The organism is Mesorhizobium sp. WSM4312, assembly GCF_002294875.1.
GTDB lineage: Bacteria > Pseudomonadota > Alphaproteobacteria > Rhizobiales > Rhizobiaceae > Mesorhizobium.
In genome coordinates this window covers 1-12318 of sequence record NZ_NSFU01000029.1, presented here as the reverse complement: position 1 = coordinate 12318, position 12318 = coordinate 1, and the positions used below count along the sequence as shown (strand labels likewise).

Below are 12318 nucleotides of genomic sequence, written 5' to 3'. Positions count from 1 at the left end.
CTCAGGGTGAATGGAAAGGATGGAGTGGCGGATGGTGTCGCGTGAAGGCGCAACACGCGTGCTGACCGACCTGCATACGTAGGAAGTCGTTCATTGCTCCCAAATCGTATGTGAGGAACATTCCTGTCCCGGCTGCGCCGCGCGATGCTAGGTCGCGTTGTTCAGCGGGCCAAGCCGATGACACCTACGAAGCTACTGATCGGGCAGATCGCCGTTGTGTGCGCAATTGTCATTATCGGCGTATGGACGGCAACCCAATGGTGCGCTCAAATGCTGACCTACCAGACGCCTCTCGGCGCACCATGGTTTCTCTTCGCCGGCTGGCCAATCTACAAGCCGTGGAAGCTGTTTGAATGGTGGTTCCACTTCGATGCTTATGCGCCGGAGGTCTTCGACAAAGCCGGTACGCTTGCAGGCGCCAGCGGATTCCTGGGTTGTGCCGCCGCAATCGCTGGCTCGCTTTTGCGCGCGCGACAGCGCGGGTCGGTTACGACCTATGGGTCTTCACGGTGGGCCACGACTCATGAGGTCGAGACGGCAGGGTTGTTACGGCCGGCGGGCGTTTTCCTCGGTAGGCTGAACGATCGCTATCTGCGCCATGACGGCCCGGAGCACGTCATGGCATTTGCGCCGACGCGTTCGGGCAAGGGCGTGGGGCTGGTTGTTCCAACGCTACTTTCCTGGACCGGGTCTGCCATCATTCATGATATAAAAGGCGAAAATTGGCAGTTGACCTCCGGCTGGCGGTCGAAATTCTCGTACTGCCTTCTGTTCAATCCGACCGACCCGAGATCGGCACGCTACAACCCGCTGCTGGAGGTGCGCAAAGGCCCAGATGAGATCCGGGACGTTCAAAACATCGCCGACATCCTCGTCGATCCCGAGGGCGCGCTGGAGCGACGGAACCACTGGGAGAAGACCAGCCATTCACTCCTAGTTGGCGCCATTTTGCACGTGCTCTACGCTGAAGAGGACAAGACGCTGGCCCGCGTCGCCACCTTCCTGTCGGACCCGCAACGCTCGTTTGCCGCAACGCTACGGCGGATGATGACGACAAACCATCTCGGGACGGGGCATAACCCTCAGGTCCATCCCGTAGTGGCCTCGGCGGCTCGCGAACTCCTGAACAAGTCGGAAAACGAGCGCTCAGGCGTCCTCTCGACCGCCATGTCCTTTCTCGGGCTTTATCGTGATCCAACGGTCGCGGCGGCCACTTCGTCCTGCGACTGGCGCATCGCTGACCTAGTGGATGGAGAGCGACCGCTGTCGCTCTATCTGGTCGTGCCGCCTTCGGATATCTCGCGCACCAAGCCTTTTGTGCGACTGATCTTGAACCAGATCGGCAGGCGGTTGACGGAGCGTCTGGAGGGGGACCCGAAGAAGAGCCGTAAGCATCAGCTGCTCATGATGCTGGACGAGTTTCCGGCGCTCGGTCGCCTCGACTTCTTCGAAACGGCGCTCGCCTTCATGGCAGGTTATGGCATTCGCTCCTATCTGATCGCACAATCTTTGAACCAGGTTTCAAAGGCCTATGGCGAGAACAATGCTATTCTCGACAATTGCCACGTGCGAATTGCCTTTTCCTCCAATGACGAACGCACGGCCAAGCGCATCTCGGATGCCCTCGGCACCGCAACCGAACTTAGGTCGATGCGCAACTATGCGGGCCATCGGCTTGCGCCCTGGCTTTCACATGTCATGGTGAGCCGCCAGGAAACCGCGCGCCCGCTCCTGACGCCAGGCGAGGTGATGCAATTGCCGCCGTCAGACGAATTGGTCCTGGTTTCTGGGTTGCCGCCGATCCGCGCCAAGAAGCTGCGCTATTATCAGGATCAGAATTTCACAGATCGGGTGCTGCCTGCGCCGGTGCTGCACGACGGACCCTATGCGGACTGCCCTGCATCACGCCCGGACGGCTGGACTGGACAAGTGTGCAGCGTCGATAGCCGACTTGCTGCGGACGAGGAAAGCGCCGACGCGCCAGTTGAAGACGAGGGAGGCGTTCAGCAGCAACGCCATCCAAGCCTGCCCGAAGAAGACGTTGTTGTCTCTCAAGAGCCCGATCAGGCCGATCTGTACAAGCCCGCAGACGATGACAGCGAAGCGCTCGCGGACAAGCGTGTCATGGATCGGATTTCCACTGCGGCCCGCGTCTACGGTATCAACGAGGGCAGGGGCGACGATGTCATTCCCGGCTTCTGAAGTCCGCTGAGTTGCAGAGCGCACCTCAGCGTAGATAACGGCCATAAGCAATTTTGAGCGTCTGGCCGATGCTTCTCCCGTCGCCGGCGCAACGCCGGGCCGTCGGAACGATCCGCATGAAGCCGCACCGCATTCGCCATCAGTTTCTGCTTGAGCCGGAGCTCAGCGAGAAACTGGACAACCTCAGTCGCGATCCGTCAACGACCAAATCAGCGATCGTGGGGAAGGCGATCGAGGCGTTCATCGAGCGGCGTGGCGAGAGCGAGTTCGATCGGCGCTACGGCGTAAGGCTTGACCGGCTCTCCCGCGATCTTGCCCACGTCAGGCGCGATTCCGAGGTGATCCTGGAGAGCCTGGCGCTCTTCATCCGCTTTTCGATCACCCTTCACGCCCACACGCCGGTCCCGGATCGGGCAACGCAGGCTATTGCCCAAGAGCGTTTCGAGAAATTCGTTGAGAAGGTCGGCCGCCAGATCGCTTCCGGCAAAAAGTCGCTTAGCAAAGACAATGGTGGGGGAGGGGAAGGATGAGCTCTCATCCCGAGGCCGACCACCGGCGGCGTGTCATGCTGCGCACCGCCATGGGTCCGGCAATCACCGAAGCCCTGGCCGATCCGTCCGTCATCGAGGTGATGGTCAATCCCGACGGCGCGCTGCGACTCGACCGGTTAGGCGAAGGTCGGGTCGATACCGACGTTCACATGCACCCGTCCGAGGCAGAACGTATCATCCGCCTGGTTGCTTCGCACGTGCGCGCCGAGGCGCACGCCGACAACCCGATCGTCAGTGCCGAATTGCCGTCTGGCGAACGCTTCGAAGGCCTGCTGCCACCTGTGGTGTTGGCGCCATGTTTTGCCATCCGCAAGCCCGCCGCGAAAGTCTACACCCTGGCCGACTATGTTGCCGAACGCATCATGCTGCCGCTGCAGGCCGATGCGCTGAAAAAGGCCGTCCGCGAGCGGCGCAACATGCTGATCGCCGGCGGCACTTCCTCGGGGAAGACAACACTCGCCAACGCTCTGCTGGCTGAAGTCGCCGAATGCGACGATCGGGTGATCCTGATCGAGGACACACGCGAACTGCAGTGCGCGGCCAGGGACTGCGTTGCCCTGAGAACAAGGCGGGGCTCGGTCACCCTTGCCGATCTCGTGCGCTCGACGCTGAGGCTCAGGCCGGACCGCATCATCGTGGGCGAGGTGAGGGGCGCGGAAGCGCTCGACATGCTGAAGGCATGGAACACCGGGCACCCAGGCGGCATCGCTACCGTACACGCCAATTCCGCGCGCTCGGCTCTCTATCGCATTGAGCAACTCGCCCAGGAAGCGGTGGTCACCGTTCCCCGCCGGCTCATCGCTGAGGCGATAGATCTGATCGTCTTCATAGCGGGACGCGGCTCGTCGCGCCACATCGACGCAATCGCCGAGGTCACCGGTCTCGACGGCAGCGGCGATTACGCCGTTGCCCCGCTCACGCTTTCGCAACTCCAGCAGCTTTGAAAGGCCTTCCTCATGCGCAAGAAGCTTCGCTTTCTTTCGTCCACAGCGCTCGCGTTTCTTATCACGGCCCCGGTTTATGCCGCCGGCTCCGGCATGCCGTGGGAGCAGCCGCTGCAGCAGATCCTGGAGTCCGTGCAGGGACCGGTCGCCAAGATCGTTGCGGTGATCATCATTATCACCACCGGCCTGACGCTTGCCTTCGGCGACACCGCCGGTGGTTTTCGGCGCCTGATTCAGATCGTCTTCGGTCTGTCGATCGCCTTCGCGGCATCGAGCTTCTTCCTCTCCTTCTTCTCCTTCGGTGGTGGGGCGCTCGTCTGATGGCCGCCGGGGAGCAGCATATCGAGGGCTTCGCAGTACCGGTCCACCGGGCGCTGACCGAGCCGATCCTGCTCGGCGGGGCTCCGCGCGCGGTGGCGATCCTCAACGGTACAGTGGCCGCGGCCATTGGCTTCGGCTTGCAGCAATGGATTGCTGGTCTGGTGCTTTGGATCGCAGGCCACTCGTTAGCGGTGTTTGCCGCAAGACGCGATCCGGACTTCGCCAGCGTGCTTGTGCGCCACCTACGTCTGAAGGGGTGGCTTGCATGCTGAACCTTTCGGAATATCGAAGCAAAGCCGACCGGCTTGCCGACCATCTACCCTGGGCTGCCTTGGTGGCGCCCGGCATCGTGCTCAACAAGGACGGCAGCTTTCAGCGGACGTTGCGGTTCCGCGGCCCGGATCTCGAAAGTGCGACGGAGGCTGAACTCGTCGGCATTTGCGCCCGGGCGAACAATGCTCTCAGACGCCTTGGCTCTGGCTGGGCATTGTTCTTTGAGGCCGAGCGCACAGAAGCGCTGGGCTATCCGAACTCGCATTTTCCTGACGCCGCGTCGTGGCTGGTCGACGAAGAACGCCGCGCTGCTTTCGAGGGGAAGGTAGCGCACTACGAGAGCCGCTATCATCTGACCTTGGTGTTTATGCCACCGCCGGACGCCCAGGCGCGCGCAGAAAGCACGCTCGTCGACTCTCATTATTCCCGAGGAGAAAGAGACTGGCGCCAGGATCTGGCGAGGTTCCGTGACGAGACCAACCGCGTGCTCGATCTCTTCTCGGGTTTCATGTCCGAAGTACGCGTCCTCGATGATGCTCAGACGTTGACCTACCTCCACGGCACGATTTCGCCTCGTCGCCATCCTATCATGGCCCCGGAAACGCCGATATATCTGGATGCAATCCTGGTCGATGCGCCGCTTACCGGTGGCCTGGAGCCGATGCTGGGTGAGCAGCATCTTCGCACACTGACCATCCTCGGCTTTCCGAACCTCACCCGGCCCGGAATCCTCGATACCCTCAATCATCAGGATTTCGCCTATCGCTGGATGACGCGCTTCATTCCGCTCGAGAAAACGGAAGCCACGAAGACGCTGACGCGATTGCGCCGGCAGTGGTTTGCCAAGCGCAAATCGATCGTGGCAATCCTACGCGAGGTCATTACCAACGAGCCGGTCCCGCTTGTCGATAGCGATGCCGACAACAAGGCGCTCGATGCCGACGAAGCCCTTCAGGCATTGGGCGGTGATCATGTGAGTTTCGGCTATCTCACCACCACCGTGACGGTGTGGGGCGAGGATCGCCAAGCCGCTGCAGAGAAGCTTCGCGCGGTCGAGCGCATCATCAATGGGCTCGGCTTCACCACGATCCGAGAAGGCGTCAATGCGGTCGAGGCTTGGCTCGGCTCATTGCCTGGCCATGTCTACGCTAACGTTCGCCAACCGCTCGTTCATACATTGAACCTTGCCCATCTCATGCCGCTGTCGTCGGTTTGGGCCGGTCCTGCGACAAACGAGCATCTCGCGAAAGTCACCCAAACCGAAGCGCCACCGCTTTTCGTTGCCGAGACCAGTGGGTCGACACCGTTTCGGCTTTCCACCCACGTCGAAGATGTCGGCCACATGCTGGTTGTTGGTCCGACCGGCGCCGGCAAGTCGGTTCTGCTTGCTCTGATTGCTCTGCAGTTCAGGCGCTACGCCGGCGCCCAGGTTTATGTCTTCGACAAAGGCAATTCGGCCCGTGCTGCAACACTTGCCATGGGTGGAGAACACCACGCGCTAGGAGCGGACGGTTCCCTTGCCTTTCAGCCACTGCGCAGCATCAACGACCAGGCTAGCCGAAGCTGGGCGGCCGAATGGATCGCCAGCCTTGTTGCCCACGAGAACGTCACCGTCACGCCGGAGGTGAAGGAGGCTATTTGGTCAGCGCTGGCCAGCCTTGCCACCGCGCCGGCGCAGGAACGCACACTGACCGGTCTTTCGGTCCTGCTTCAATCCAATGCGCTGAAGACCGCATTGATGCCCTACACGCTCGACGGTCCCTTCGGCCGCCTGCTCGATGCCGATCATGATGGGCTGGCCTTGTCGGATGTGCAGTGTTTCGAGACCGAGGAGTTAATGCACAGCCAAAGCGCTTTGCTGCCGGTGCTTACCTATCTGTTCCAGCGACTTGAGGAACGGTTCGACGGACGGCCCACGCTGATCATGCTCGACGAGGCGTGGGTCTATCTCGACAATCCGCTGTTCGCCGCCCGCATCCGCGAATGGCTGAAGGTGCTGCGAAAGAAGAACGTGTCGGTTGTCTTCGCTACGCAGTCGCTGGCTGATATCGCGGGCTCTGGCATAGCGCCGGCAATCATCGAAAGCTGCCCGCAGCGCATTTTCCTTCCCAATGATCGTGCCGTGGAACCCCAGGCGCGCACAGCCTACGAGCGCTTCGGTTTAAGCGAGCGGCAGATCGAATTGATCGCCCGCGCCACGCCGAAGCGTCAGTATTATCTGCAATCGCGCCGCGGCAACCGTCTGTTCGAGCTCGAGCTTGGCCCCATCGCTCTTGCGCTTTGCGGTGCTTCCGATCCGGCCACGCAGACTCTGATCGACAGGATCATGTCCGAAGACGGGCAAGGCAGCTTTGCCTCGCAGTTCCTGATCGCGCGCGGCCTCGATTGGGCCGGCGAACTTCTCAAGCAATTCCCTCAACCAGACAAGGAGCAATTCTCATGATGCGGCGACGCCTTCTCTCCGGCCTGATCACCGTTTCCCTGATCGCCAAGCCTATGGCCGACTATGTGCAGCCCGCCTACGCCCTTATCGTGTTCGATCCGTCCAATTATGCGCAGAACGTGCTGACGGCCGCGCGCGCATTGGAGCAGATCAACAACCAGATCCAGTCGCTGCAGAATCAGGCGACCATGCTGCAGAACATGGCGCGCAATCTTCAGCGTCTGGATTTCTCTTCCGTTGGCCAACTCACCGGTTCGCTCCATCGCATCGACGGCTTGATGGACCAGGCGAGTGGCCTCAGCTTTGATCTGGGCAAGCTTCAAGACCAGTGGCGCAGCCAATATCCGGAAAGCTACGACGCCACGATCAAAGTCAGCGATGTGGCGAGTGCTGCGCGGGAGCGTTGGCAAACCGCCATGCAGGCGTTCCGCCAGACCATGGGTGTCCAGTCGCAAATCGTCGAGAACGTCCGCGCCGACGGCGATCTGCTCGCCGATCTCGTCAACCGCAGCCAAGGGGCGGCCGGTGCGCTTCAGGCAAGCCAGGCCACCAACCAGCTGATGGCGCTTTCGACAAAACAGCAGATGCAGATCCAGACGCTGCTCGCAACGCAGTTTCGAGCTGAGGCCGAGGATGCCGCCCGCAAGGCCCAGTCAGACGAAGCCGCCCGCGAGATGACGAAGCGATTCTTGGGTACCGGCTCGGCTTATCCCGGCAATTAATCACGAGTTCATCACGACGAGAAAGGCAGCGGCATGAACGACCTTGGCGTCATCGATCGCTTCATGGAGACCTTCATCCGCTACATCGACAGCGGGTTCGGTCTGCTATCGGGCGACCTCGCCTTCCTCACTACCATTCTGATCGGCATTGACATCACACTTGCCGGCCTGGCGTGGGCGCTCGGCGACGAAACCAGCGTTCTCGGCCGGCTTGTCCGCAAGGTGCTCTATGTTGGCGTCTTCGCCTTCATTCTGAACAATTTCAAGAACCTCGCCGATATCGTTTATCGTTCTTTTGCCGGTCTCGGGATTAAGGCGTCGGCCGGCAATCTGTCGGCAGACAATCTCTTGCGCCCGGGCCGCATTGCCGCGACCGGTTTCGAAGGTGCTTGGCCAATGCTTGACCAAGCCAGTCAGCTCCTGGGCTTCCCGGAAATCTTCGGCAACGCACTGACCATCTTCGTGCTGCTGATGGCCTGGTTCCTGGTCATCATCGCCTTCTTCATCCTTTCCATCCAGCTTTTCATCACCATCCTTGAGTTCAAGCTCACCACGCTGGCAGGTTTTGTTTTGGTTCCATTCGCACTTTGGAACCGTTCAGCGTTCCTGGCCGAACGCGTGCTCGGCCATGTTATCTCGTCAGGCATCAAGGTGATGGTGCTCGCCGTCATTGTCGGTATCGGCTCCACGCTCTTCGGGGAGTTCGCTTCCGCATTGCAAGGCAAGGAGCCGGATCTTGCCGGTGCCATGTCCCAGGTACTGGGCGCACTGGCATTGCTTGGCCTTGGCATTTTTGGGCCGGGGATCGCGTCGGGTCTTGTCTCAGGCGCACCGCAGCTTGGGGCGGGCGCCGCCCTCGGCACGACCGCGGCGGCAGCGGGTGTATCACTCGTTGCTGGAGGCACAGCATTTGCTGGCGCGCGTATGGCAACCAGCGGCGGTGTCGCCGCCATCCGAGCCGGCACAACAATGGGATCGGCTGCTTCCACGTCATGGCAGATCGGGCGCGCAACCTCGCCCGACGCTGGCCTCTCCGGTGTGGCTGCTGGAATGCATGGTGTAACCAGTGCAGCTGGCGGCGCCGCTATACGCATAGCGCGATCCGCCACTGCAAGTGTTGGGCGCAACGCCGATGCCGGGCGCGATGCCGCGTGGACCGCGACCGGCGGCACGCCGACAGCGCCAATGACCGAACGCTCTGCCGGTTCGGCCACTGTTTCGGCGCCGACGTGGGCAAGGCGCCTACGTTCTGAACAGACCGCCCGTGCAAATCGCCACGCTGCCATGCAAGCTGTCCGAGACGGAGACCGGCCGGGAGGCAGCGCCACCCCCTCTCTCAACGACAAGGATGACTAGATGCTCTTCAAGCGACCCGTGCACCGTTACGGCAAAACACCCGAACCGGTCACGCCGTATCAAAAAGCCGCCCAGCTGTGGGACGAGCGCATCGGCTCATCTCGACTGCAGGCCAGGAACTGGCGGATCATGGCCCTTGGCTGCCTGGCCTTGGCGACCGGGCTTTCCGGCGGACTCGTATGGCAGTCGATGCAAAGCCGTGTCGTGCCTTATGTCGTCGAGGTCGATGGCTTCGGCGAGACGCGCGCCGTCGCGCCGGCGATCCGGAATTATGAGCCCTCGGATGCTCAGATCGCCTGGCATCTCGGCCGCTTCATCCAGAATGTCCGTTCCGTTTCCACCGATCCGGTTTTGGTACGGCAGAACTGGTTGGCAGCGTACGACTTTGCTAGCGATCGCGCAGCGCTCTTCCTCAACGAATACGCCAAGGCGAACGACCCCTTCGGTCAGATCGGAACGCGCAGTGTTTCGGTACAGGTCACCAGCGTGGTCAGAGCCTCCGAAAGTTCATTCCAGGTCAAATGGACCGAGCAGGTGTTTGAGCGCGGAAGCCTTGCCAGCACGATGCGCTGGACTGCGATCCTCACGATCGTGATTCGCTCGCCAAGCAATACGGATCAGCTGCGCAAGAATCCGCTCGGCGTCTTCATCAATGCCATTGACTGGTCACGCGAGCTCGACAGCGCCGTCCCAACCCCCCTTTCTCCGACGGAGTCCACCAATGAAAGGTAAAATGTCACCGATTCGTGCCGTGCTGATCCTATCGGTGTCGGCAGCGGTCGTTTCCGCTTGTGCATCGAAGAAGGTGCCGCCGCCTGAGATTTCCTATGACGCTGCCGACTTCAAACCGGCCGCGATCGAAAAGGCGCCGGAGAGGCCGATTAGAATTGTCGAGGTGCCAAAACCACTGCCGCTGCCTGGCCAAATGCAGCCCGAGCCCGGCAAGGCCGAGGACAAGCGCCCCCCTGAAGAACGCGTCGCTGATGCCAACAAAGCCGCGACCCAGCAACCCACCAAGTACGGGTATGTTAATGCCGTGCAAGTCTACCCCTTCACCGATGGCGCGCTTTATCAACTCTATGCCGCGCCGGAGCGCGTGACCGACATCGCTCTGCAGCCGGGCGAGAAACTAACCGCCGTGTCGGCTGGCGACACCGTGCGCTGGGTCATTGGCGATACCGCAAGCGGCACCGGTGACAATCAGCGCACCCATGTTCTGGTAAAACCCTTCGCGCCGGGTCTTGCCACCAATGTCGTCATTACGACGGACCGGCGGACCTATCATTTGCAGCTTCAAAGCACCGAGAAGACCGCAATGGCGGCAATCTCCTGGACCTACAGCCAAGACCAGATCATCGCGCTTCGCCAGCGCAATGCTCAAGCCGAGGCAGTTACACCGGTCGCGTCGAATATCGCGCTCGAAAACCTTCGCTTTCGCTACTCAATCAGTGGCGACACACCGCCCTGGAGACCGACGCGAGCCTTCGACGACGGCAGCAAGGTCTATATTGAGTTCCCTCGTCGCATAGATCAGGGCGAGGCGCCACCACTCTTCATCGTCGGCGCAGATGGGAGCAGCGAGCTCGTCAACTATCGCGTGCGCGGCAACTATTACATCGTCGATCGGCTCTTCGCCGCGGCCGAACTTCGCCTCGGCACCAAGCGGCAGCAGGTGATCCGCATCAGCAGGATTGACGGCAGGCAACCGCAACGGCGGATCTCGCTCTTTCGCGGCAGCCGGCGAGGTGAGGACTCATGATCGAAAATTCCCGCTCTGGCATCCCGCCGAAACTGGATCCCGAGGAACTGCAGCTTCGGGCCTCTCCCCGCCGCGTGGTGCGGTTCAGGCGCGGTGTGATCATCGCGATCGCAGCGCTCGGATCCGGCGCTGTCTTCGGCGTTACCATGATCGCCCTCCAGGGGCCGGCCCTTCGCATCAGGGATCAGGCGGAAGATCTCTACAACACTGAGCGCAAACCAACCGCCGAGGGGCTCGATACGCTTCCCCATGACTATTCCGGCATGAAGCCGAAGCCTCCCGTCCTTGGGCTACCTTTGCCGGGCGACCTCGGCCGCCCCATCCTCGAGCGGCAGCGCCAGCTCGGCATCGTGCCGGGCCAAGACATCTCGGCCGAGGAGCAGCGTCTAGCGCAGCAGGCGATCGAAGCGCGTGAATCGCGGGTGCTTTTCCGCGTCGAAAATCGAGCTCAAAAGACAGATGTCGGAGAGAGCGTGCAAACTGCTCAGCATCCATTTGAGGCGCTTCCCCAATCCGAAGCAGGACGCGCGTCAGCCTCGGTGGCGGCGGCGGAAGGCGACCAGAACAATCAGCAGCGAAAGCTTGATTTTCTCAGCCAGCGGAGCACTGGCGGGATCTACAATCCGCATGCGCTGCAGACGCCGATCTCGCCATATCAACTGATGGCTGGCAGCGTGATTGCCGCCAGCCTGATCACCGGCATCAATTCCGATTTGCCGGGCCTTGTCGTCGCGCAAGTCACCGAAAATGTGCACGACACGGTCACGGGCAACATATTGCTGATTCCGCAGGGCTCACGTCTTATCGGCGTCTACGACAGCGTCGTCGCGTTCGGGCAAAAGCGAGCGCTGCTGGTCTGGCAGCGCATTCTGCTGCCCGACGGCTCGTCGGCCGAAATCGACAATCTGCCCGCGAGCGACACCGCCGGCTACGCAGGGCTGGAAGACGAAGTCGATTTCCACACTTGGCAGATGATCAAGGGAGTGGCGCTTGCCACATTGCTCGGTGTCGGCACAGAATTCAGCCTCGGCGAAAACGAGAGCGATCTGGTCAAGGCGATCCGGGAATCAGCCCAGCAGAACGCCAGTCGAGCCGGCCAGCGCATCACCGAAAAAAACCTCAATATCCAGCCCACCATCGTCGTCCGCCCAGGTTGGCCACTGCGCGTCATCGTGCACAAGGACATCGTGCTGCGGCCATACGCCAGTTGAGCAGGAGTTATCATGGCTGACCTGAAACTTGGAAAACTTCCGGACCGAACAGCTTCGAAGATCACCATTACCGTCAGCGCGGAGCTGAGCCAAACACTCAAGGAGTATGCTGCACTTTACCGTCAGACCTATGGTCAGTCTGAAACCGTGGCAGAACTCATCCCTTTCATGCTGGCGGCGTTTCTGGAAGGCGACCGAGCCTTTGCCAAGGCCAGAAAGGAACGTCTGCCGACGGAGCTTGCCGGAAAATCGTGACTCCTCCGCTAGGGCAGCTGGAACATTGCCTAGCTGTCGCGACCTACCTGCTCCTCGCGAAGCATAGGATCAAACACCTTGGAATGCAGGTATGCGCAAGAGATGATGTGGAAGGAGATACCGCGCAACAGCCTAAGTTTGCATTTTCGATTTGGTCGGCCGTGAACTATCCGCAAGCCATTGATCTGGCCTGTTGATTGAGGCGGATAGCGGCTTTGGAATTGCAGGATTAGCGGTATTTGGACGCTGTTTTCCTGCAATTCGGTTTTGCGATTCCCTTG

13 protein-coding genes are annotated in these 12318 nt (G+C 61.0%); 12 read left to right on the top strand and 1 reads right to left on the bottom strand.

Going from position 1 to position 12318, the window contains the following annotated elements; all coding sequences use genetic code 11:
• Positions 1–177: 177 nt before the first annotated feature.
• The 12 genes from CK228_RS31665 to CK228_RS31610 all read left to right on the top strand — a co-directional run bounded on the left by CK228_RS31665 (position 178) and on the right by CK228_RS31610 (position 12037).
• Positions 178–2202: a conjugal transfer protein TraG gene (locus tag CK228_RS31665; RefSeq protein WP_063169233.1), complete on the top strand. Its 2025-nt coding sequence runs from the start codon at positions 178–180 to the stop codon at positions 2200–2202.
• Between the two features lie 116 nt (positions 2203–2318).
• Positions 2319–2732, top strand: coding sequence for a CopG family transcriptional regulator (locus tag CK228_RS31660; protein WP_063170364.1), 414 nt, complete (start codon positions 2319–2321; stop codon positions 2730–2732).
• Positions 2729–3697 (top strand): P-type conjugative transfer ATPase TrbB, encoded by a 969-nt coding sequence (gene trbB / locus CK228_RS31655; protein WP_024502850.1) that lies wholly within the window; start codon positions 2729–2731, stop codon positions 3695–3697. Before CK228_RS31660 ends, trbB begins: the two co-directional genes overlap by 4 nt.
• A gap of 12 nt (positions 3698–3709) precedes the next feature.
• Positions 3710–4018, top strand: coding sequence for a TrbC/VirB2 family protein (locus CK228_RS31650; RefSeq protein WP_024502851.1), 309 nt, complete (start codon positions 3710–3712; stop codon positions 4016–4018).
• A complete protein-coding gene (locus CK228_RS31645) occupies positions 4018–4290 on the top strand; it encodes a VirB3 family type IV secretion system protein (protein ID WP_024502852.1) in 273 nt (90 codons plus the stop codon). The genes CK228_RS31650 and CK228_RS31645 overlap by 1 nt, the downstream gene beginning before the upstream one ends.
• The gene (trbE, locus tag CK228_RS31640; protein ID WP_063169232.1) at positions 4284–6734 is read left to right on the top strand and encodes a conjugal transfer protein TrbE; all 2451 of its coding nucleotides are present in this window, start codon (positions 4284–4286) and stop codon (positions 6732–6734) included. The genes CK228_RS31645 and trbE overlap by 7 nt, the downstream gene beginning before the upstream one ends.
• Positions 6731–7456 (top strand): P-type conjugative transfer protein TrbJ, encoded by a 726-nt coding sequence (trbJ, locus tag CK228_RS31635; protein WP_024502854.1) that lies wholly within the window; start codon positions 6731–6733, stop codon positions 7454–7456. The genes trbE and trbJ overlap by 4 nt, the downstream gene beginning before the upstream one ends.
• 33 nt (positions 7457–7489) lie before the next feature.
• Positions 7490–8812, top strand: a complete 1323-nt coding sequence (gene trbL, locus CK228_RS31630) for a P-type conjugative transfer protein TrbL (protein WP_063169231.1) — start codon at positions 7490–7492, stop codon at positions 8810–8812.
• Positions 8813–9544, top strand: coding sequence for a conjugal transfer protein TrbF (gene trbF, locus CK228_RS31625; protein WP_063169230.1), 732 nt, complete (start codon positions 8813–8815; stop codon positions 9542–9544). It begins immediately after the preceding gene.
• Position 9545: 1 nt separating this feature from the next.
• The gene (trbG, locus tag CK228_RS31620; RefSeq protein WP_164548809.1) at positions 9546–10571 is read left to right on the top strand and encodes a P-type conjugative transfer protein TrbG; all 1026 of its coding nucleotides are present in this window, start codon (positions 9546–9548) and stop codon (positions 10569–10571) included.
• Entirely contained in the window at positions 10568–11782 is a 1215-nt protein-coding gene (locus CK228_RS31615) for a TrbI/VirB10 family protein (protein ID WP_063169228.1), read from the top strand. The genes trbG and CK228_RS31615 overlap by 4 nt, the downstream gene beginning before the upstream one ends.
• 12 nt (positions 11783–11794) lie before the next feature.
• Positions 11795–12037 (top strand): DUF2274 domain-containing protein, encoded by a 243-nt coding sequence (locus tag CK228_RS31610; RefSeq protein ID WP_024502859.1) that lies wholly within the window; start codon positions 11795–11797, stop codon positions 12035–12037.
• Positions 12038–12066: 29 nt separating this feature from the next.
• Here the strand turns inward: CK228_RS31610 and CK228_RS35655 are convergent.
• Positions 12067–12318, bottom strand: a 252-nt coding sequence (locus CK228_RS35655) for a hypothetical protein (RefSeq protein WP_206516445.1), incomplete at its 5' end; no start/stop codon positions are given.